The organism is Ensifer sp. (assembly GCF_035999135.1).
Taxonomy (GTDB): Bacteria; Pseudomonadota; Alphaproteobacteria; order Rhizobiales; family Rhizobiaceae; genus Ensifer.
The window spans coordinates 1-19,968 of sequence record NZ_DASYGZ010000191.1 but is presented as its reverse complement, the minus strand read 5'-3'; the positions used below and the strand labels follow the sequence as shown (position 1 = coordinate 19,968).

Here is a 19,968-nt window from a genome sequence, read left to right as displayed (position 1 = left end):
GTGAACCTTGCGACCTATGCCAAGCGGGTGATGCTCGACGGTGACCATCCGAAGGAAGTCACCAACGGCAAGGACATCGTCTACTACGGTGCCACGCTCTTCACCAAGGACAACTGCAAGTGAACCGGTCGGGCGGGCGGTACTGCCGCCCGTCCATTTCGGAGGTCCAACATGTCGATTGTTCTTGAGAACATCACCAAGCAATGGCCAGGCACGCTCGCCCTCGACGGCGTATCCATCGAGATCGTCGAGGGACGCGTGCACGGCATCGTCGGCGAGAACGGCGCCGGCAAGACGACGCTCGTCAGTATCTTGAGCGGTGCCGTCCAACCAACGGCCGGCACGCTCACCATGGCGACCCGGCCGGTTGCTTTCGAAAATCCGGCGGCGGCCGTTTCAAACGGCGTTTCGCTCGTCTCGCAGGAAGGTAGCCTGGTGCCGAATCTGACCGGGGCGGAGAACATCTGTCTCGGCTTCGAGCCGGTCAAAAGCCGGTTCTTCATCAACCGGCGCGAGGTCCAGCGGCAGGCGGAGGAGCTCGCCAAACAGTGGTTTCCGGAAACGGCAATCGCGCTCAACCGCAAGGTCGACGAGCTTCCCTATGCGGACCAGAAGGTCATCGAAATCCTGCGCGCCCTGCACTCGCGGCCGAAGGTTCTGATCCTTGACGAACCGACGGCAACGCTGCCGGCCAAGGAGAAACAGAGCCTCTGGACGCTGATCCGGCAACTGTCCGATGCCGGCATGGCGGTCGTCCTCATCAGTCACTTCCTGCAGGAGGTGGTCGATCTCTGCGACGAGATCACCGTGCTGCAGGACGGCCGCAAGGTGAGCCATCTTTCCAATGCCGGCCATGAGGTCACCGAACGGCAGCTTATCGACCTCATGCTCAACCGCGGACAGGCCGGCAATCAGCATCGTCTGCTCGACGGTGCATTGACGGAGCGCGCAGTCGCTGATGACGCGGACATCGTCGTCGATATCAAGGGCTGGCAGGGCGAGCGTTTCCATATGGACGGCCTTGAGGTTCGCAGCGGCGAGATCATCGGTCTCATCGGATTGACAGGTTCGGGGCATTTCGAATTCGCCCAGTCGCTGTTCGAGCCGCGCCTTGCGACGGCCGGTCGATACCAGTTCAAGAGCAAGGACGTCGGGCGGGCCAGCGTGCGGGACATGAAACGCTGTGGTGCAGCGCTGATCCCGGATCACCGGATGATCAATGCCATGATTGGCGATTGGACCGTGCGCGAGAACATGTCGATGGCCGGCATTCAGGAGACGAGCCTCAAGCCATTCGGTATTGTGCAGAACGGACGCGAGCGCGCCGAGACGCACCGCCTGATCAAGCGGCTGAACATCAAGACGTCGAGTGCGGAGACCAAGATCGTCGAACTTAGCGGCGGCAACAAGCAGAAGGTCTCCGTCGCCAAATGGCAATTCGCGTCCGAGGGTAAGTACAAGCTCTTCGTCTTTCTCGAACCGACCGAAGGCGTGGATGTCGGCGCGAAGCGCGAGATCCACGACCTCATCGTCTCGCTCGCCGAACGGGGCGCGGCTGTCATTGTCGCGTCGAGCGATCTCCTTGAAATCGCCCATGTGGCCGACCGGGTCGTGGCGTTCAGGAATGGCCGGGACGCCGACCAGATCGCCCGTCGCGATTTCAGCGAGGCCGTCTTCATCAATGCTATTGCGGGAGTAACCCCATGACCATGACAACGACTATTGCTCAGGAAACAGCGCCCCGCCCGATTCGCATTGGCACACTCGTCCAGAAGTACAGCACGCTTGCCGTTCTGGTCATCCTTTTCCTGGCCTTCGCAATCGGCACGGACCGGTTCTTCACCGGTACCAACCTCGTCAACATCCTCCAGCAGATCTCGATGTTGACCATTGTCGCCGTCGGCCTGACCTTCGGGTTCGCCGCCAAGGAGATGGATCTTTCCGTCGGCTATGTCGTCGGTCTCGCTGGCCTTTTGGCTCCCCTCCTGATGGTGGCCGGTGTGCCGATCCCCGTGTCGATCGTCGGCGCGCTCGTCGCCGGCCTTGCCGTCGGCCTCATCAACTCGGCGCTCGTCGTCGGCGTCGGTGTCCCGTCGCTGATCGCGACACTCGCGGCCGGCTCCATTCTGTGGGGCATCAACTTCATGATCTCAGGCGGCCGAGCGATCTACGGTGGCATTCCCGCCGATTATCTGGCGGTCGGCCAGGGCAAGGTCGCGGGCATCCTGCCCTATCCGGCGCTGATCATGCTGGTCATCGTTGGCGGGTCGTGGTTCGTGATGGAGCGCACGACCTTCGGTCGCTACCTCTATGCCGTGGGCGGAAATGCCCGTGCCGCCGAGCTCTCGGGCATCAAGGTGCGCTCCTATCGGGTCTATGGGCTGGCGCTGAGCTCGCTGTTTGCCGCGATCTCCGGGGTCATCCTTTCGGCTCGGCTCGGTTCGGGACAGCCGAACGGCGGTGAAACCTATCTTCTCGATGGTCTGGCCGCGGTGTTCATCGGCATGACGATGCGTCGCCCGGGCACCGCGACCGTCATGGGCACGTTCTTCGGAGCGCTGCTGATCGGCATCATGAACAATGGTCTCAACCTGGTGGGCATGGACACCTACGTGCAGAGCATCGTCAAAGGCATCATCATCGTCATCGCCGTGTCGGTGGTCTCCCGCACGACGAAGCTGAAGCTCCTGTGACCAACCGGTCGAGGAGGATGCAGAAGAAACCTTGACGCGCTCCTCGATTGCCGTGGCATCCTTGTTGCGGCAATCGGGAAGCATGTGGAGGAGACTGCAGTCATGAACCTGAACCTGAAAGACAAGGTCGTCATCGTCACCGGCGCAAGCTCCGGCATCGGGCTGGAAACGGCCAAGGCGTTTCTGGCGGAAGGTGCCCGCGTGCTGGGCGTCAGCCGTGACATGGCGCCGGTGAAAGATCTTGCTGCGCATGACCGCTGGCGGACATGCGAGGTCGATCTTGGGGACAAGGGGGCAGGGGAAGCGGCCGCGGAGACCGCACTCAAAACCTTCGGCCGCATCGACGTGCTTTTCAACAATGCCGGCATCTGTCCGACGCGAGGCGGCTTTCTCGACGTTTCGGACGAGGATTGGGCGCAGACGCTCAATGTCAATCTCATGGGCTATGTCCGTATGGCGCGGGCCGTGCTGCCGACGATGCTCGGACAGAAGAAGGGCGTGCTGATCCACTGCGGCTCGGAAGCCGGTCGCATGCCGCACCCGCTGCTGCCGGACTACAGCACGTCGAAGGCTGCGATTGCGCTGTTGTCCAAGGCGCTTGCCCGGGAATTCACGCCCAAGGGCATCCGTTCGAACGTGGTCGCGCCTGCCCACATACGCACCGAGCTGTGGGACCGTCCGGGCGGATTCCTCCACGCGCTCGCCGAGCGTTACGGCACGACGATCGACGGTGCGGTGGAGGCGTTTCTCGCAGAATCCAGGCTGCCCGCGGGGCGGCTTGGCACGGCCCGGGATGTCGCCACGGCGGTTATCTACCTGGCCTCTGACCTTTCCGAGTTCATCAGCGGCGATGTGATCAATATCGACGGTGGCGTCATACCCACCACATGACGGAGGACCAACATGGTACCGATGGCGCAGAGCAGGGTTTCAATCTCGAAGGCTTTTCTCGATGAGATCGCGAATGCGGACGAACGTGTGGGGCAAACCGTCGTGTCTGAGACGGACCTCGTGCGTGTCTGGCACATCAACCTCGCACCGGGCGAACGCCTCGGCTTTCATCGACATAAACTGGACTATTGCTGGATCGCACTGACGCCAGGACGGTCCCGCTCGATGTATTCGGACGGCAACAGCGTCATCACCGACTACAAGGCTGGAGACTGCAAGGTCTTTGCCTTTGCCGCCGACGAGGTGATGGTGCACGATCTGACGAACATCGGCCCGTCGCAGCTTGCCTTCACCACAATCGAATTCAAGGGTTCGCTCAAGTGAGAGCATCGCTAGCAGGTTAGATGCACTCTAGGTCGAACGTCCAAACGCTGTCCGCGATCTTAACGAGTCTGAATGATGCAAGGCGGCCTTCTTGCGCTAGGTGTTCCCGTTCTGTGCGTCCGAGATCGCATAATGTATCGAGCGGACCGGTACTCTCGGGGCAAAGACGCGTCGCACATGGTTTCCCTTCATGACTTCATCTCCGCTTTCAACGCCAATCTCCTGGCCGGCGGTGAACGGTTTTAAGCGGAGCTTGCTCGCGACCGCCTCGCAGCCGATAAGAGCGGGAAGCAATCGGGAGAATTGTTGCCATGAGAGCACTTATCCAGCGCGTTTCATCTGCCCGCGTCACCGTCAACGATGTGGTGACGGGGGAGGTCGGCAATGGCTTGGTGGTCTTTGTGTGTGCCATGAAGGGGGACACTGAGAAGGAAAGCGAATGGCTGGCGCGCAAGGTCGTCAACTTGCGCGTCTTTAAAGACGATGCGGATCGCATGAACCGTTCGCTCCTGGATATTGGCGGCTCAGCTCTTATCGTTAGCCAGTTCACATTGGCCGCCGAGACGAAAGGAAATCGACCGGGCTTTTCGACGGCTGCACCACCGGAGGAGGGCAGACGCCTATATGAGGATTTCTCCGCCAACATCTCGGCCTCTGGCGTTGCCGTTGCCAATGGCGTCTTCGGCGCGGACATGCGGGTAGAGTTGGCCAACGACGGTCCTGTAACGATCTGGTTGGACACCACATCCGGCTAAAGGGCCCTCCGATCTCGACAGCGCGCGCTTACCACAAGATCGCTTTGTATCGCATGAAACAAGGGGACCCGACCGCGTCGCGGGGATGACATCATCGGTATTGCCCGGTCACTGGGTGCGCCCGGGCAGGTGAGGGTTGCCGTTGATCGGCATTGCGCGGCATCGTTTGAGACGTTCAAACTGACCTGACGTTTTCGGCCTTCGATTTTCCGGTCTTGCGGTCCTGGCCAAGCTCATAGCTGACCTTTTGGCCGCATGGGGACGCCCGCCCAACGCTTCCGATGGAGTGCTGCCATTACCAACTCGAAGCCGGACATGGGCGAGAGCGCGAAAGTCAAGATGGGATGGGAAGTGTCGGACTACTTCAGCCCGCCTTCGTCGATCCGCGCAAGAAGGGTCAGTGGCAGCTCGGGCCAAAGCCGCGCTTCACTTCAGCGTCCATATCACTCCAAATTCAGTTGTGGTCCGTGTCTAAGAAGGCGGCGAGAGGGCGATGAAAAATGGACCAGTGGAGCTCGAATGCGGATTGCGCGGCGGCTTCCAATCCTGGCGCTCAAGCTGGTTTCGAGCTCCTTTCATAAACAGGCTCTCCTCGTGAGCCATAAAGCTGCCGTTCAATGGTCAGCAAATTGCCCCGCTGCCGCCGCACGGAGCCCTTCCCAGCGTCTCATCGTCAGCGATGCGTTCGGTATCCGGCCGGCGTGAGGGGCGATTGAAAGGCAGTTCGCTGCCGATCACGTCATGCACATCAAAAGGAATGAATATGATCACTCGCTACACGCCCATTGCATCGATCACGGCTGCAGTCTTCAGTTTCATGATCTTCAGTCCGGCATCTGCCCTTGAAACTGCTCAGGCGCAACAGACAAAGCCGACGCCGGGGCAGGCCGAAAACAAGGGGACGGAGACAGGCATCAGCGAACAGAAGATCGAAGCCTTTGCGGTTGCCTATCTTCAGGTCGACAAGGTCAGGCAGGAATATTCAGCCAAGATAGAAGCAACACCGGATGTCGCAGCCAAGAAGCAGCTGGAGACCGAAGGGAGCAAGAAAATGGTCGAGGCCGTCAAGTCCTCTCCGTCCATCTCGATCGAAGAGTACTCGGCGATCCTCACGGAGGCCCAAACGAACCCGACGATCGCCAAGAAGGTTCAGGCAGAACTTCAAAAGACGGCTCCAGCGCAGCAGTAGATGCCCTTGTCAGCAAACGGATTGTTGAACATTACGGGAGCCCGCAAGCACTTTTTGCGGGTTCACATTGCTGAATGCCCGATCGAGCGAAGGCGCGAATTCCGTTGAGCTGGAACCAACTTCGAGCTGAGGTCAGTGGGCGCGGCGTCGATTGCCTGGATCAGGCAAGACCCGACCGCGTCCTGCGACGACATCACCGACATCGCCCGGTCGCTGGTGCGGCCGGGCAGGCAAGAAGAGTTCCGAGAAGGCAGTGACGGATTGCCGTCACCTGAGTTCCCAAGCTTAGCCGAGGACAGAGCTGATTGCGTCTGCGGCTGCTTTGACGACGATGTCGGCTTCCTGCCTCGTGAGGCAGAGAGGTGGAGCGAAGCCAAGGATGTCTCCTTGCGGCATGGCGCGCCCGATGACGCCGCCTTCGAGAAGGGCGGCTGCGATCTGCGGTCCGACCTTCTTGGCCGGGTCGAAAAACGCCCGGTCGTCCTTGTCTTCGACGAACTCGATTGCGGCCATCAGGCCGTCGCCGCGAACCTCGCCCACATGCTTGTGGCCGGCAACCGCCTTTGCCAGTTCGGAGCGGAAGTAGCCACCGGTGTTGCCGGCGTTTTCAACGAGGCCCAACTCGTCGATCAATTGGAGATTGGCAACGCCGGCCGCCGCACAGATCGGATGGGCCGAATAGGTCCATCCGTGGCCGATAGCACCCAGTTCGTCGGAACCCTGGACGAGAACCTGCCAGACCTTGTCCGAGACGATCGAGCCGGAGAGTGGTGCGTAGGCCGACGTGAGCCCCTTGGCGATGGTAATGAGGTCAGGCTTCATGCCGTAGTGGTCGGAGCCGAACATCGTGCCGAGGCGACCGAACCCGGTCACGACCTCGTCTGCGACAAGCAGGATGTCGTATTTTTCGAGGACCTCCTGGATCTTCTGCCAGTAGCCCTTCGGCGGCGGCACGATGCCACCCGTGCCGAGGATCGGCTCGCCGATGAAGGCGGCGATCGTTTCTGGGCCTTCGGCGAGGATCATCTCCTCGAGCTTCTCGGCGCAGTCTTGCGAGAACTGCTCTTCGTCCATCGAACGATCGGGACGACGGAAGAAGTAGGGCGCTTCGGTGTGCAGGATCGGCGCGCGCGGCAAGTCGAATGCAGTGTGGAACAGATGCAGGCCGGTCAAGGAGCCCGTCATCACGCCCGAGCCGTGATAGCCACGCCAGCGCGAGATGATCTTCTTCTTCTCAGGCCTGCCAAGGATGTTGTTGTAGTACCAGATCAGCTTGATATTGGTCTCGTTGGCATCCGAGCCTGAGAGGCCGAAATAGACGCGGCTCATGCCCTCGGGCGCGCGGTCGATGATCATCTTGGAGAGCGTGATCGACGCTTCCGTGCCGTGTCCGACATAGGCGTGGTAGTAAGCGAGCGATTTGGCTTGCTCGGCAATCGCATCGGCGATTTCCTGACGGCCGTAGCCGACATTGACGCAATAGAGGCCGGCAAAGGCGTCGAGGCTCGTCCTGCCGCCCGTATCGGTAATGTAAACCCCTTCGCCGCCGCCGATGACGCGGGTCGGCGTCTCGCCGCGGGCATGCATGCCCATATGCGTCGACGGGTGGAAAAATTGGTCACGGTCCCAGGCAGTCAATTCGTTGCGTCTATCGAGCATGATCTTTTCCTTTTCATGTATGGGGGTGGCGCTCGGGCTCAGGCGGCCGTGTCGATGCAGACATATTTGAGCTCGGTGAAGGCCTCGATGCCGTGGCGTGAGCCTTCGCGGCCAAGGCCCGACTGCTTCCAGCCGCCGAACGGGATCGGCCCGCCGGTGATCTTCACGCGATTGATCGCGACCATTCCGTACTCGAGTGCACGGGCGAGGCGCATCTGGCGTGCGCCGTTTTCGGTCACGACATAGGCAACAAGGCCGTATTCGGTATCGTTCGCCCGGACGATCACTTCGGCCTCACCGTCGAAGGCGGTGAGCGCGGCAACCGGACCGAAGGTCTCTTCATGCATGATGAGCGCGTCGTCGGCGACGTCGGTCAGAAGCGTCGGCTCGAAGAACAGAGTACCCGCCCTGTGGCGGCTGCCGCCGGTCAGGAGCTTTGCGCCGCGCTTCAGCGCATCGGCGACCTGCTCTTCCACTTTGGCGATCGCGCGCTCGTGCATCAGTGGACCGATCTCGGCGCCCGGTTCGAGGCCTGAGGCGACGTTCAGCGCCTCGATGCGTGCCTTGAGGGCGACCGTGAATTCGGCGAGTACGGAACGCTCGACATAGATACGGTTGGCGGCAAGGCAATCCTGGCCGGATGTAGCGAATTTCGCTGCCATCGCGATGTCTGCGGCCGTTTCGATGTCGGCATCGGCAAAGACGATCAGGGGCGCATGGCCGCCGAGTTCCATGACCAGCCGCTTCATTGTCTGTGCGCACTGGCCGGCGATCAGCTTGCCTATACCCGTCGATCCGGTGAAGCTCATGGCGCGGACGCGCGGATCTTCATTCATGCGCCCGACGATCACGCCAGCATCTCCGGTCACGATATTGAAGACACCGGCCGGAATGCCGGCGCGTTCGCCGAGTTCGGCAAGCGCGAGCGCTGAAAGCGGTGTTTCGCTGGAGGGATGTGCAACGACGGTGCAGCCTGCGGCAAGTGCGGCCGCGGCCTTGCGTGTGATCATGGCCGAGGGGAAATTCCATGGGGTCACGATGCCGACGACCCCAAGTGCCTCGCGCCGCACGATCATCTCGGCGTCCGGCAGATGGCTGGTGACACTCTCGGCGTTCAGCCGCTTTCCTTCTTCCGCGTACCACTCGAAGAAGGATGCCGCGTAGTCGATTTCGCCGCGGGATTCGGCAAGCGGCTTGCCCTGTTCCAGCGTCATCAAGAGCGCAAGGTCCTCGCGCGCCTCCAGCATCAGATCATGCCACCTGCGCAGGATCGCGGCACGCTGCTGCGGCAGCATGCTCCGCCAGGCAGCCAGTGCGTTGCTCGCAGCCGAGATCGCCTCTCCCGTCTGCTCGGCATCAAGCGCTGCGACCCAGGCAAGTGTCGCCGACGAGGCGGGATCCGTCACTTTGAACCCCGCGCCGTCGTGGCCGGACACCCAGCGCCCGCCGACATAGGCGAGTTCCCTCAGCAGGTGCGGATCGGCAAGGCGGGCAAGCGCGTCGTGAAAGGTCGTGCGGGCGAATACGGCGGTCATGGCGGCCTCCTCTTGTTGTCTCGAAGAAGTCTGCCAGAGAGCGGGCGACAGATTGTCTATTGCCGGGGTCGGCTTCAGAGACTCTGGCCAAAGTCAGGGCTGGCCGTAGACAATCTGTCTATTCAAAGGTGGGGAGCAGTGTCTCGAGTGGCAGAACGATCTCCTCCTTCACCGTCTTGGTGACGATGTAGGTGAAGTAGCGATCGATGCCGAGTTCACGGTCAAGAAGACTGTCGACGAGGCGCTGATAGGCATCGATATCGGGAGCCATGATCTTCAAGATGTAATCGACACCGCCGCCGACCGACCAGCACGCGACGATTTCAGGCGTTGCCGCAACGGCGCGCTCGAAGCGTTCGAAATCCGCCTGGCGATGATTGGCGAGCGTCACCTCCATCATCACGCTGGCGACAGGCGCCAAGCGCCGCACGGCAATCCGCGCGTGATAGCCCGTCACGATGCCTGCCTTCTCCAACTTCCGCAGGCGCAGCCAACAGGGGGTCGGCGAAAGGCCCGCCTTTTCTGCCAGCGCCAGTTTGGTGATGCGCCCGTTCTCCTGGATCGCTTCCAGGATGCGCAGGTCGATGGCGTCGAGTTTCATGAGGTCCGCCCTCCGGGCGAGGATCGCGTCAAAGTGGAGGAAAAGACAATGGGAAACCATTTTGGCGTTGTCAATTGAACTGATTTTGAGCACTGTCGAAATCATGACAAATTGGCGACCCGACATTTCCCAGTTGCGCCGACCGGCCTATCTTTCGCTGGCTGAGCAGATCGCGCGCGCCATACAGGAAGGTCATCTGCCGAACGGGACCCGTCTTTTGCCCCATCGCAAGCTAGCAGACGACCTCAAGCTCTCCGTGCAGACCGTCAGCCGCGCCTATGACGAACTGATCCGGCGTGGGTTGATTTCCGGCGAGATCGGGCGCGGTTCCTTCGTGCAGACACGGCCGAAGGAGCCTGAGCCGCCCTATTTGCCCGAACGTCTCGGCGAACTGGTCGATCTCTCGATCCTGAAGCCCGTCTGCGAACAGCTTCACCTGGAGCGCATGCGCGAAGCTTTCGGGTGGCTGGCGGAAAACCTGCCATCGAGCTCGGCGCTTTCCTTCCGGCCGAACATGGTTTTCCCGCGCCACCGCAACGTCGCGGCCGAATGGCTGTCGCGGTGCGGTCTCGATGTGTCTCCACTCAATATCAGCCTGACGAACGGTGCGACGTCGGGCATGACCGTGGCGCTGATGAGCGTCGCTCCGCCTGGTTCCACGATCGCGACGGAGGCGATCAGCCACCACACGTTGGTGCCGCTCTCCACCTATCTCGGCCTTCATCTTGAAGGCTTGCCGATCGACCGCGAAGGGATGATCCCCGAGGCGCTTGATGAAGCGTGCCGTACCGACGTCATCCGCGCCGTGTTCCTCCAGCCTTCGGTAATCAATCCGACTGCGGCACTGATGGGGCCTGAGCGTCGGCACGCGCTTGCCGAAGTTGCACGCCGCCACGACATCGCGATCATCGAAAACGACATCCTGGGGCCGTTGGTCGAGGATCGTGCGCCGCCGATCACGGCCTATGCGCCGGAGCGCACGCTCTACGTGACGAGCTTCACAAAGATCACGGTGCCGGGCCTGCGCATCGGCTATCTGGCCGCGCCAGATCGCTACGTCGCAGCCGTCGCCAATCGCCATCTGGTCTCCAACTGGATGGCGACGCCCGCGATCGCCGAGATCGCGACGCGTTGGGTCAGCGACGGCACGGCAATGGAACTGGTCAACTGGCAGCGCCGCGCGCTCGCTGTCCGCCATGCGATCGCACAAGAGGCGTTTGCGGGTCTGCCGTATCATGCGCATCCGCAGAGCCTGCATGTCTGGCTGCCATTGCCGGAGGGGCACACGGAGGAGGGCTTCGTCTCCCAAGCGCGGCTGCGCGGCGTGGCGATCGCGCCTGGATCCTCTTTCCGCACGGCAGACCACGGCTGGCATCCGGCGGTGCGCATTTCGCTCGGCTCGACGAGCGAACAGGAGCTGCGCACCGGCCTCGCTATTCTCGCGTCGCTCGCCAGCGGAAATCCGGAAGCGCTGCTGCTCGCAATTTGAGAGAATTGCTCTCCAATTGGGCACTGCAGCAATAATTGTACTGATATTATTATTCGGATTGACATGATTTAGTTAGCCGCGCATCGTTGCGCCATCACTTGTCTCAATAGGGAGAGACATGCATGGCAGCGCCGATCATTCGCATCGATAACATCACCAAACGCTACGGTCCTCTGACCGTACTTGACGGTCTGTCGATGGACGTGCTGCCGGGCGAAAAGCTGGCGCTCATCGGCCCCTCCGGCTCGGGCAAGACGACGATCCTGCGCATCCTGATGACATTGGAGGCGATCAGCGGCGGCCATATCGAGGTCGACGGTGACCAACTCTATCACATGCCGAAGAACGGCAGCCTCGCGCCTGCCGACGATCGCCATCTGCACAAGATGCGCGAGAAGATCGGCATGGTCTTTCAGCATTTCAACCTCTTCCCGCACAAGTGCGTGCTCGACAACGTCACGCTTGCACCGATGCTAACGAAGGATGTGGCAAGGGCAGCAGCCGAGAAGCGTGCGATGGAGCTTCTCGACATGGTGGGCATGGCCGACAAGGCAAAGAGCATGCCCGCACAACTCTCCGGCGGACAGAAGCAGCGGGTCGCCATTGCCCGGGCGCTGGCTCTGTCGCCAAAGATCATGCTGTTCGACGAGGTGACCTCGGCACTCGACCCGGAACTGGTCGAAGAGGTGCTGAACGTCATGCGCAAGCTCGCGGTTGAAACCGACATGACCATGCTGCTGGTCACGCATGAGATGGGCTTCGCTCACGATTTTGCCGACCGCATCCTCTTTTTCGATCGCGGCAAGATCGTCGAGGAAGGCCGGCCGGACGAGATATTCCGCAATCCAAAGCAGGAACGCACGCAAACCTTCCTGCGCAAGATCATCGCGGCAGGGCACCGCGTCTGAGTGGCCTTGCCGCCCGGGAACAAGCGCCGAACAAAAACCAGGGACAGCCAGAGGAGTTCGCAACTATGAGCATGAGAACCTTTTTGACCATGACCGCCGGCGCAGGCGCCCTGACGGCAATCATTGCCGCAGCGCCGGCTTGGGCCGACGGCAAACTTGAGGAGCTGAAGGAACAGGGTTTCGCGCGTGTCGCCATCGCCAACGAGCCGCCCTTTACGGCAGTGGCCGCCGACGGCAAGGTTTCCGGTGCAGCGCCGGATGTGGCGCGCGAGGTGTTCAAGCGCCTCGGCGTCGAAGACATCGTTGCATCGATTTCGGAATATGGCGCGATGATCCCGGGACTTCAGGCGGGCCGGCACGATGTCATCACCGCCGGTCTTTTCATGAAGCCGGAGCGTTGCGGTGCGGTTGCGTATTCCGAACCGATCCTTTGTGACGCGGAAGCCTTCGCGCTGAAGAAAGGCAACCCGCTCGGCCTCAAGAGCTACAAAGATATCGCTGATAATCCGGATGCCAAGATCGGTGCGCCGGGCGGCGGGACTGAAGAAAAGCTTGCGCTTGAAGCCGGCGTGCCGCGCGATCGCGTCATCGTCGTCCCGGACGGCCAGAGCGGCCTGAAGATGCTGCAGGATGGCCGCATCGACGTCTATTCGCTGCCGGTGCTGTCGATCAACGCTCTTGTCGCCAAGGCGAACGACCCCAGCGTCGAAGTCGTGGCGCCGGTTGAAGGCGCTCCGGTCTATTGCGACGGCGCGGCTTTCAAGAAGGGGGAGGAGGCCTTGCGCGACGCTTTCGACGTGGAGCTGGCAAAGCTCAAGCAGTCGGGTGAATTTGCCAAGATCATAGAGCCCTATGGTTTCTCAGCCGCAGCCGCGATGTCGACGACCCGCGAAAAGCTCTGTGCCGCCAAGTAGGCGCCACAGCAATAAGGCCTCTTCCCGAACCGAGGGGAGGCAGCCCGCTCCCTCGCATATGGAAGAACGATGACCGACTGGTCCGGTTACATACGGCTGATCCTTGAAGGCGCGCTCGTGACACTCGAGCTGACAGTGCTAGGCTCGTTGCTCGCTCTCGTCATGGCATTTGTCGCGGGTCTCGGGCGCGTCAGCCGCTTCCTGGCGGTAAGAGCGCTTGCCACCACCTATATCGAATTCTTTCGCGGCACCTCGATCTTCGTCCAGCTGTTCTGGGTCTATTTCGTGCTGCCGTTTGCCGGTGTCACGCTATCGCCGCTTCAGGCTGGCGTGCTGGCGCTGGGGCTGAATGTCGGAGCCTACGGGGCGGAGGTCGTGCGTGGCGCGGTCAAGGCGATCGGCCGCGAGCAGCGCGAGGCCTGCATCGCACTCAATCTTTCGCGCCATCAAGCGATGCGGCATGTCATCCTGCCCCAGGCCCTGCCGCTGATGTTGCCGACCTTCTGCAACAACGCGATCGAGCTGTTGAAGGGCACGGCCGTCGTATCGCTGATCTCGCTCACCGACATGACGTTCCAGGCGCAGGTGGTTCGCGCCCAGACGGGTAGTACGCTCGTTCCTTTCGCAACGATCCTCGTGCTCTACTTCCTGATGGCGCTCGCCATCTCAAGCGGTATGCGCTGGCTGGAACGCCGGGTGACCCGTGGCCTTGATGGCGTGAGGACCTGACGATGGAATGGGACTGGAATTTCGTCTGGGAAATCATGCCGACCCTCCTCGAAGGGTTGAAGATTACCATCTTGGCGACCGTGTTCGGCGCGGCACTCGCCGCCGTCATCGGCCTTGTCTTTGCCATTGTGCGCATGACCGCGCCGAAACCGCTCGCGAAGGCAACGGCCTTCGTTGTCGAGTTCATTCGAGGCACGCCACTTCTGGTCCAGCTTTACTTCATCTTCTACGTGCTGCCGGACATTGGCATTCGCCTGCCGGCAATGCTCGCCGGCACCATCGGCCTTGGGCTCCACTATGGGACCTATGCGGCGGAGGTCTACCGCGCCGGAATCGAAAACGTGCCGCGCGGTCAATGGGAGGCGGCGAAGGCGACGAACCTAACGGGACGCCAGACCTGGATCCATGTCATCCTGCCGCAAGCAATTCCGCCGATGATCCCGGCGCTCGCCAATTACCTGATCGCCATGTTCAAGGAGACGCCGTTGCTCTCCGCCATCACGGTGCTCGAGCTGATGAACCAGGCGAAAAGCGTGGCCAACAGCAGCTATCGCTACATCGAGCCGATGACGCTGGTCGGGGTCTTCTTCCTCATCATGAGCCTGATCTCCGTTGTCTTCCTGCGCTGGCTCGAAGAACGGTACGCCCGAGTGGAGGAGCGCTGATGCAGTCGTTCGATCTTACACTGACGTCACGCACGCCGATGCTGGATGAGCGTCCGCTGGACAAACGCGTCGGCCTCATCATCCTTGCGACCGACCACACGACGGAAGTGGACTTCCAGCGCATGGTGGCGAACGAGCGGATCGGTGTTTACGCAACCCGCATTCCCTATGCCAATCCAGTGACACCGGATAACCTCCGTGCAATGCAGCCCTCGCTGGCATCAGCGGCCGCGCTGATCCTGCCGGACGAACCTCTCGACGTCGTCATGTATTCCTGCACCTCCGCGTCCGTCGTCATCGGCGACGCGCAAGTCAAGGCGGCGGTCCATGCGGCCAAGCCAAGTGCTTCCGTCGTCACGCCGACTGCGGCAGCTGCCTCCGGCCTCAATGCGTTCGGTGCGAAGCGGATTTCGGTGCTGACGCCCTACACGATCGAGACCAGCAAGCCGATGGCTGACTACTTCATGTCGCTCGGCTTCGAGATCGCCGGTTTCACCTGCCTTGGTTTAGACGACGACCGGGAGATGGCGCGCATTTCTCCGGACGAGATTGTCGCCTTTGCGAAGCAAGCGGCGGCGCCGGACAGCGACGCGCTTTTCATATCGTGCACGGCGCTGCGGGCAGCCGGCGTTGCGGCAAAGATCGAGGCCGGCATCGGCAAACCGGTCGTCACCAGCAATCTCGCCACCGCCTGGGCCTGCCTGCGCCTTTGCGGCGACGAGACGGCGAGGCCGGAGCTCGGCCGGCTCATGACACTCGCCTATTGGAACGAATAGCCGATGTCGAAGCTTGCCGTGACATTGGCGGATATCGAACAGTCGGCCCGACGCATCGAGGGCCGGATACTGCACACGCCCTTGGTCCTCTCATCTACGCTCTTCGAACGCTGCGGCGTGCCCGTCGGCCTCAAGCTCGAACACCACCAGACGACCGGGAGCTTCAAGCTGCGGGGCGCCACGAATGCCGTGCTATCGCTGACGCCCGAGGAGCGGGCAAGAGGCATCGTCGCCGCTTCGACCGGCAACCACGGCCGGGCGCTTGCTCATGCCGCAAGGGCCGAAGGCTCGATCGCGACGATCTGCATGTCGCGGCTCGTGCCCGACAACAAGGTGTCGGAAATCCGCCGGCTTGGCGCGAGTGTCCGTATCGTCGGCAAGTCCCAGGATGAAGCGCAGATCGAGGTGGATCGGCTGGTGCGTGAAGACGGCCTGGTGATGGTGCCACCCTTCGACAGCCAGGCGGTCGTCGCAGGACAGGGCACACTCGGCCTGGAGATCGTCGAGGCAATGCCGGATGTGGCGACGGTTCTTGTGCCGCTTTCCGGCGGCGGGCTTGCGGCCGGTGTCGCTGCTGCCGTGAAAGGTCGCTCACCGACGACCCGCGTGATCGGCCTCACGATGGAACGTGGCGCGGCGATGAAGGCGAGCCTTGACGCAGGGCGGCCGGTGCAAGTGGAGGAGATGGCGAGCCTTGCCGATTCCCTCGGCGGCGGCATCGGTCTCGGCAATGCCGTGACCTTCGAAATGTGCCGGGCGCTGCTCGATGACGTGGTCCTGCTTTCCGAAGCCGAGATCGCTGCCGGCATGCGGTACGCCTATGCGACGGAGCGCGAGGTGGTCGAAGGGGCAGGGGCCGTCGGCATCGCGGCCCTGCTATCCGGCCGCTTTGGTCGGTTGATGGGGCCCGTGGCGATGGTCCTTTCCGGTCGCAACGTCGACATGGACCTGCACCGGAGGGTTATCAACGGCGGGGTAGATCCGCTCGGCGAGGCAGCGCCATGACGACGATGAAGATCATCACCGAGGCGGAACTGAGGCGCATCGTGCCGCTCGATCTCGACGCCATTGCCTGCGTCGAACAGGCTTTCCACGCGCTCGCCACCAAGGCGGTGGCGATGCCGCCGATCCTCAGGCTCGACATTCCCGAAGCGCGCGGCGAGGTCGACGTGAAGACGGCCTATGTGCCGGGTCTTGATGGTTTCGCCATCAAGATCAGCTCCGGCTTCTTCGACAATCCGAAGATCGGCCTGCCAAGCACCAACGGCCTGATGGTGCTGCTTTCCGCGAAAACCGGCCTTGTCCAGGCGATCCTGCTCGACAACGGCTATTTGACGGATGTGCGCACCGCGGCGGCCGGCGCCGTTGCGGCCCAACATCTCTCGCGCCCGGATGCCGCGGTTGCCGCCATCTTCGGCGCCGGCATGCAGGCACAGTTGCAGCTGGAAGCCCTTTGCCTCGTGCGACCGATCCGCGAGGCGCGCATCTGGGCAAGGGACGCCGCAAAGGCGGAGGCCGTCGCGGTGGAACTGACAGCAAGGCTCGGCTTTCCGGTTCGCGTTGAAGCCGATGGCCGGGCGGCAGTCGACGGCGCCGATATCATCGTTACCACCACTCCCTCCGAGAGACCGGTCCTTCGCGCCGAATGGCTTAGGGCCGGCCAGCATGTCACGGCCATGGGATCGGATGCCGAGCACAAGAACGAGATAGAGCCCGGCGTGATTGCGGCGGCCAGCCTCTATGTCGCCGACAGTCTGAGGCAGACGCGCAGGCTCGGCGAACTGCGCCATGCCATCGAGGCGGGCCTCGTGACGGAGGGCACGATCTTCCCCGAACTTGGCGAGATCATTGCCGGGCAAAAACCGGGCCGAAGCGGCCCCGAAGAGATAACCGTGGCGGATCTGACCGGCACGGGCATTCAGGACACGGCCATCGCAACGCTTGCTGCCGCCCGCGCTTCAGCAACGGGCGCCGGCACGATCTTCGAGAGTTGAGACCGGCTTTTCGCCGGGTACAGAGGAAAAACCGATGAAACAAGCGAACCTGAAGTTCTCACTTCCGGAGTACGAAACGCGTCTTCAAAAAACGCGCAATGCCATGGAAGCCAGGGGTATCGACGTTCTGATCGTCAGCGATCCGTCGAATATGAACTGGCTGACCGGCTACGACGGCTGGTCCTTCTACGTGCACCAATGCGTCGTTGTGCCGCCGTCGGGCGAACCCGTCTGGTACGGGCGCGGGCAGGATGCGAACGGCGCCAAATTCACCGCCTATCTCAGGCACGAGAACATTATCGGATATCCGGACCACTACGTGCAGTCCACCGAGCGCCACCCGATGGATTACCTCTCGGCTAAACTCGCCGAACGCGGCCTCGACAAGCTGACGATCGGTGTGGAGATGGACAATTACTGGTTTTCCGCCGCGGCCTTCGCCTCGCTTGTGAAACACCTGCCGAATGCCCGCTTCCTAGATGCGACCGCCCTCGTCAACTGGCAGCGGGCGGTCAAGAGCGAGGCGGAAATCGGCTACATGCGCAATGCCGCAAGGATCGTCGAGAAGATGCATGAGCGCATCTTCGACAAGATCGAGGTCGGCATGCGCAAATGCGATCTTGTTGCGGAGATCTACGATGCAGGCACCCGCGGCGTTGACGGCATTGGTGGCGATTATCCGGCGATCGTGCCGCTGTTGCCATCCGGCGTGGAGGCGTCTGCGCCGCACTTGACCTGGGACGATCGGCCGATGAAACCCGGCGAGGGCACGTTCTTCGAGATTGCCGGCTGCTATCACCGCTATCATGTGCCGCTCTCTCGCACCGTCTTTCTCGGAAAACCGACGCAGGCCTTTCTCGATGCCGAGAAGGCGACGCTGGAAGGCATGGAGGCGGGCCTCGAAAAAGCTCGGCCCGGCAATACCTGCGAGGACATCGCCAACGCCTTCTTCGCCGTTCTCAAGACATACGGCATCGTGAAGGACAATCGTACGGGCTACGGCATCGGCGTTTCCTATCCGCCGGACTGGGGCGAGCGCACGATGAGCCTGCGTCCCGGCGACCGCAGCGAACTCAAACCCGGCATGACCTTCCACTTCATGACAGGGCTCTGGCTGGAGGATATGGGTTTCGAGACGACGGAAAGCATCTTGATCACCGAAACCGGCGTCGAGTGCCTCGCCAACGTGCCGCGCAAGCTTCTCGTGAAGGATTGAACCATGCGGGAACTCGACCTTCGTCCTTCGCCGATCAGTCCCACGGTCGATTTTTCGGCGGATGGCATTCAGCACGGTTTCCTGCACCTTCCTTACAGCCGGGACGATTCCGCCTGGGGCTCGGTCATGATCCCGGTGACGGTGTTGAAGAACGGGGAGGGCCCGACGGCCCTTCTCACCGGCGGCAACCATGGGGACGAATATGAGGGGCCGATCGCGCTCTTCGATCTCGCTCGCACCCTGAAGGTCGAGGACGTTTCGGGCCGCGTCATCATCGTGCCGGCGATGAACTATCCGGCCTTCCTTGCCGGCACGCGCACCTCGCCGATCGACAAGGGCAACATGAACCGCAGTTTTCCGGGCGCGCCAGATGGAACTGTTACCCAGAAGATCGCCGATTATTTCCAGCGCAGCCTTCTGCCGCTCGCCGATATCGTGCTCGACTTTCATTCGGGCGGAAAGACGCTCGACTTTCTGCCCTTCTGCGCGGCACACATTCTGCCCGACAAGGTGCAGGAGGCCAGAGCTTTCGACCTCGTCAACGCATTTGGCGCCCCATGGTCGATGAAGATGCTCGAAATAGATGCGGTTGGGATGTACGACAGCGCCGCCGAAGAAATGGGCAAGATCTTCATCACCACCGAACTTGGGGGCGGCGGTACTGCGACGGCGAAAAGCGCTGCCATCGCCAAGCGCGGCGTGTCGAACGCGCTGAAGGCGGCCGGCATCCTGAAAGGTGCCGTCGAAGGTGCGCGAACCACCTGGCTCGACATGCCGGATGGAAACTGCTTCTCCTTCGCCGAGGACGCCGGGCTGATCGAACCGCTCTTCGATCTTGGCGATACCGTGAAGAACGGGGACGTTGTCGCCCGCATCTATCCCGTCGGTCGCACCGGCGTACGACCGCTGGATGTGCACGCAAGGATGGACGGCATTCTCACCGCCCGCCACTTCCCCGGGCTCGTCAAGGCCGGTGACTGCGTCAGTGTGCTGGCAGGCGTAGTCGACAGATGACGACCTCAGGCGCCAGTCAACTATACTTCCTTGATCAACTGGGCGTGCCCGTGGCTGGGACTGCCAAAGACTTCGTCCCGCATTTTCTGTCGAAATATCGGGACGATCCTGACGTCGTGGATCTGGGTTTCATCGTCAAGCCCAATATCGAGCGCGTCTACGCCCTCCATCCGGATCTTGTTCTCATCACCTCGCTGCAGGCAGAGCACTACCGCGAGCTGAGCCGTTTTGCGCCGGTCATCCACTTCGACGTCGACTACCGGGATAGCGGCGCCGGCCACATCGAGGTCGTGAAAGACCATCTGATGACGCTTGCCCATATCTTCGGAAAGCAAGGGGTCGCGCGCGAGAAAATTGCCGATCTCGACGGGAAGCTTGCCGACCTGCAAAGTGTCACGCGGACAAGTGACAAGAGGGCGCTGATCGTGATGCACAACAATGGCGCCTTCAGTGCGTTCGGCGTGCGCTCGCGATACGGCTTTGTGTTCGATGCCTTCGGGGTCAAGCCTGCCAATGAAGCGGCCGAGACCGGTCTCCACGGACAACCTGTAACCAG

Annotated in this window: 20 protein-coding genes and 2 pseudogenes; 18 read left to right on the top strand and 4 right to left on the bottom strand. The window is 61.8% G+C overall.

Going from position 1 to position 19,968, the window contains the following annotated elements:
- The first annotated feature begins 171 nt into the window (after positions 1-171).
- From VGO12_RS25050 to dtd, 5 genes are all read left to right on the top strand, one after another.
- Positions 172-1,707: a sugar ABC transporter ATP-binding protein gene (locus VGO12_RS25050; protein ID WP_327515431.1), complete on the top strand. Its 1,536-nt coding sequence runs from the start codon at positions 172-174 to the stop codon at positions 1,705-1,707.
- On the top strand, positions 1,704-2,693 hold the full coding sequence (locus VGO12_RS25045) for an ABC transporter permease (protein ID WP_327515430.1): 990 nt from the start codon (positions 1,704-1,706) through the stop codon (positions 2,691-2,693). Before VGO12_RS25050 ends, VGO12_RS25045 begins: the two co-directional genes overlap by 4 nt.
- Before the next feature lie 102 nt (positions 2,694-2,795).
- Positions 2,796-3,584 carry an SDR family NAD(P)-dependent oxidoreductase gene (locus tag VGO12_RS25040; protein ID WP_327515429.1) on the top strand — a complete coding sequence of 263 codons (789 nt, stop codon included), beginning with the start codon at positions 2,796-2,798 and terminating at the stop codon, positions 3,582-3,584.
- Between the two features lie 102 nt (positions 3,585-3,686).
- Positions 3,687-3,968: a hypothetical protein gene (locus VGO12_RS25035; protein WP_327515428.1), complete on the top strand. Its 282-nt coding sequence runs from the start codon at positions 3,687-3,689 to the stop codon at positions 3,966-3,968.
- 311 nt (positions 3,969-4,279) lie between these two features.
- The gene (gene dtd, locus VGO12_RS25030) at positions 4,280-4,723 is read left to right on the top strand and encodes a D-aminoacyl-tRNA deacylase (RefSeq protein ID WP_327515427.1); all 444 of its coding nucleotides are present in this window, start codon (positions 4,280-4,282) and stop codon (positions 4,721-4,723) included.
- 175 nt (positions 4,724-4,898) lie between these two features.
- On the opposite strand, the pseudogene VGO12_RS25025 reads toward dtd, so the two are convergent.
- A pseudogene (locus VGO12_RS25025) lies at positions 4,899-4,976 on the bottom strand (cold-shock protein); the annotation flags it as partial.
- 510 nt (positions 4,977-5,486) lie between these two features.
- Here VGO12_RS25025 and VGO12_RS25020 point away from each other — a divergent pair.
- A complete protein-coding gene (locus VGO12_RS25020) occupies positions 5,487-5,912 on the top strand; it encodes a DUF4168 domain-containing protein (RefSeq protein WP_327515433.1) in 426 nt (141 codons plus the stop codon).
- Between the two features lie 120 nt (positions 5,913-6,032).
- A pseudogene (locus VGO12_RS25015) lies at positions 6,033-6,143 on the top strand (LysR family transcriptional regulator); the annotation flags it as partial.
- A gap of 54 nt (positions 6,144-6,197) precedes the next feature.
- Here the strand turns inward: VGO12_RS25015 and VGO12_RS25010 are convergent.
- From VGO12_RS25010 to VGO12_RS25000, 3 genes are all read right to left on the bottom strand, one after another.
- A complete protein-coding gene (locus tag VGO12_RS25010) occupies positions 6,198-7,571 on the bottom strand; it encodes an aspartate aminotransferase family protein (protein ID WP_327515426.1) in 1,374 nt (457 codons plus the stop codon).
- A 38-nt stretch (positions 7,572-7,609) separates the two neighbouring features.
- Positions 7,610-9,106 (bottom strand): NAD-dependent succinate-semialdehyde dehydrogenase, encoded by a 1,497-nt coding sequence (locus VGO12_RS25005; RefSeq protein ID WP_327515425.1) that lies wholly within the window; start codon positions 9,104-9,106, stop codon positions 7,610-7,612.
- A 118-nt stretch (positions 9,107-9,224) separates the two neighbouring features.
- Complete coding sequence (locus VGO12_RS25000) at positions 9,225-9,707, bottom strand: Lrp/AsnC family transcriptional regulator (protein WP_327515424.1); 483 nt, start codon at positions 9,705-9,707, stop codon at positions 9,225-9,227.
- Between the two features lie 67 nt (positions 9,708-9,774).
- On the opposite strand from VGO12_RS25000, the gene VGO12_RS24995 reads away from it, so the two are divergent.
- The 11 genes from VGO12_RS24995 to VGO12_RS24945 form a co-directional block, all read left to right on the top strand.
- Positions 9,775-11,196: a PLP-dependent aminotransferase family protein gene (locus VGO12_RS24995; protein ID WP_327515432.1), complete on the top strand. Its 1,422-nt coding sequence runs from the start codon at positions 9,775-9,777 to the stop codon at positions 11,194-11,196.
- A 122-nt stretch (positions 11,197-11,318) separates the two neighbouring features.
- Positions 11,319-12,104: an ectoine/hydroxyectoine ABC transporter ATP-binding protein EhuA gene (gene ehuA / locus VGO12_RS24990; protein WP_327515423.1), complete on the top strand. Its 786-nt coding sequence runs from the start codon at positions 11,319-11,321 to the stop codon at positions 12,102-12,104.
- 71 nt (positions 12,105-12,175) lie between these two features.
- Entirely contained in the window at positions 12,176-13,018 is an 843-nt protein-coding gene (gene ehuB, locus VGO12_RS24985) for an ectoine/hydroxyectoine ABC transporter substrate-binding protein EhuB (protein WP_414650772.1), read from the top strand.
- A 69-nt stretch (positions 13,019-13,087) separates the two neighbouring features.
- Positions 13,088-13,747 carry an ectoine/hydroxyectoine ABC transporter permease subunit EhuC gene (gene ehuC, locus VGO12_RS24980; protein WP_327515421.1) on the top strand — a complete coding sequence of 220 codons (660 nt, stop codon included), beginning with the start codon at positions 13,088-13,090 and terminating at the stop codon, positions 13,745-13,747.
- Between the two features lie 2 nt (positions 13,748-13,749).
- A complete protein-coding gene (gene ehuD / locus VGO12_RS24975; protein ID WP_327515420.1) occupies positions 13,750-14,412 on the top strand; it encodes an ectoine/hydroxyectoine ABC transporter permease subunit EhuD in 663 nt (220 codons plus the stop codon).
- Positions 14,412-15,188: an ectoine utilization protein EutA gene (gene eutA, locus VGO12_RS24970; protein ID WP_327515419.1), complete on the top strand. Its 777-nt coding sequence runs from the start codon at positions 14,412-14,414 to the stop codon at positions 15,186-15,188. The genes ehuD and eutA overlap by 1 nt, the downstream gene beginning before the upstream one ends.
- Before the next feature lie 3 nt (positions 15,189-15,191).
- The gene (gene eutB, locus VGO12_RS24965; protein WP_327515418.1) at positions 15,192-16,193 is read left to right on the top strand and encodes a hydroxyectoine utilization dehydratase EutB; all 1,002 of its coding nucleotides are present in this window, start codon (positions 15,192-15,194) and stop codon (positions 16,191-16,193) included.
- The gene (eutC, locus tag VGO12_RS24960; protein ID WP_327515417.1) at positions 16,190-17,182 is read left to right on the top strand and encodes an ectoine utilization protein EutC; all 993 of its coding nucleotides are present in this window, start codon (positions 16,190-16,192) and stop codon (positions 17,180-17,182) included. Before eutB ends, eutC begins: the two co-directional genes overlap by 4 nt.
- Positions 17,183-17,216: 34 nt before the next feature.
- Positions 17,217-18,398: an ectoine hydrolase DoeA gene (gene doeA, locus VGO12_RS24955; protein WP_327515416.1), complete on the top strand. Its 1,182-nt coding sequence runs from the start codon at positions 17,217-17,219 to the stop codon at positions 18,396-18,398.
- A gap of 3 nt (positions 18,399-18,401) precedes the next feature.
- On the top strand, positions 18,402-19,412 hold the full coding sequence (gene doeB / locus VGO12_RS24950; RefSeq protein WP_327515415.1) for a N(2)-acetyl-L-2,4-diaminobutanoate deacetylase DoeB: 1,011 nt from the start codon (positions 18,402-18,404) through the stop codon (positions 19,410-19,412).
- Positions 19,409-19,968 (top strand): ABC transporter substrate-binding protein (locus VGO12_RS24945; RefSeq protein WP_327515414.1); only part of this gene is annotated, 560 nt, incomplete at its 3' end. The genes doeB and VGO12_RS24945, both read left to right, overlap by 4 nt.

Bases quoted from the DNA above. Each gene is read 5' to 3' on its own strand.
- eutC (WP_327515417.1), top strand. From the start codon at position 16,190: ATGACGACGATGAAGATCATCACCGAGGCGGAACTGAGGCGCATCGTG.
- eutA (WP_327515419.1), top strand. From the start codon at position 14,412: ATGCAGTCGTTCGATCTTACACTGACGTCACGCACGCCGATGCTGGAT.
- VGO12_RS25045 (WP_327515430.1), top strand. From the start codon at position 1,704: ATGACCATGACAACGACTATTGCTCAGGAAACAGCGCCCCGCCCGATT.
- ehuB (WP_414650772.1), top strand. From the start codon at position 12,176: ATGAGAACCTTTTTGACCATGACCGCCGGCGCAGGCGCCCTGACGGCA.
- ehuC (WP_327515421.1), top strand. From the start codon at position 13,088: ATGACCGACTGGTCCGGTTACATACGGCTGATCCTTGAAGGCGCGCTC.
- dtd (WP_327515427.1), top strand. From the start codon at position 4,280: ATGAGAGCACTTATCCAGCGCGTTTCATCTGCCCGCGTCACCGTCAAC.
- ehuD (WP_327515420.1), top strand. From the start codon at position 13,750: ATGGAATGGGACTGGAATTTCGTCTGGGAAATCATGCCGACCCTCCTC.
- VGO12_RS25050 (WP_327515431.1), top strand. From the start codon at position 172: ATGTCGATTGTTCTTGAGAACATCACCAAGCAATGGCCAGGCACGCTC.
- eutB (WP_327515418.1), top strand. From the start codon at position 15,192: ATGTCGAAGCTTGCCGTGACATTGGCGGATATCGAACAGTCGGCCCGA.
- ehuA (WP_327515423.1), top strand. From the start codon at position 11,319: ATGGCAGCGCCGATCATTCGCATCGATAACATCACCAAACGCTACGGT.
- VGO12_RS25020 (WP_327515433.1), top strand. From the start codon at position 5,487: ATGATCACTCGCTACACGCCCATTGCATCGATCACGGCTGCAGTCTTC.
- VGO12_RS25000 (WP_327515424.1), bottom strand. From the start codon at position 9,707: ATGAAACTCGACGCCATCGACCTGCGCATCCTGGAAGCGATCCAGGAG.
- VGO12_RS25010 (WP_327515426.1), bottom strand. From the start codon at position 7,571: ATGCTCGATAGACGCAACGAATTGACTGCCTGGGACCGTGACCAATTT.
- doeB (WP_327515415.1), top strand. From the start codon at position 18,402: ATGCGGGAACTCGACCTTCGTCCTTCGCCGATCAGTCCCACGGTCGAT.
- VGO12_RS25040 (WP_327515429.1), top strand. From the start codon at position 2,796: ATGAACCTGAACCTGAAAGACAAGGTCGTCATCGTCACCGGCGCAAGC.
- doeA (WP_327515416.1), top strand. From the start codon at position 17,217: ATGAAACAAGCGAACCTGAAGTTCTCACTTCCGGAGTACGAAACGCGT.
- VGO12_RS25005 (WP_327515425.1), bottom strand. From the start codon at position 9,106: ATGACCGCCGTATTCGCCCGCACGACCTTTCACGACGCGCTTGCCCGC.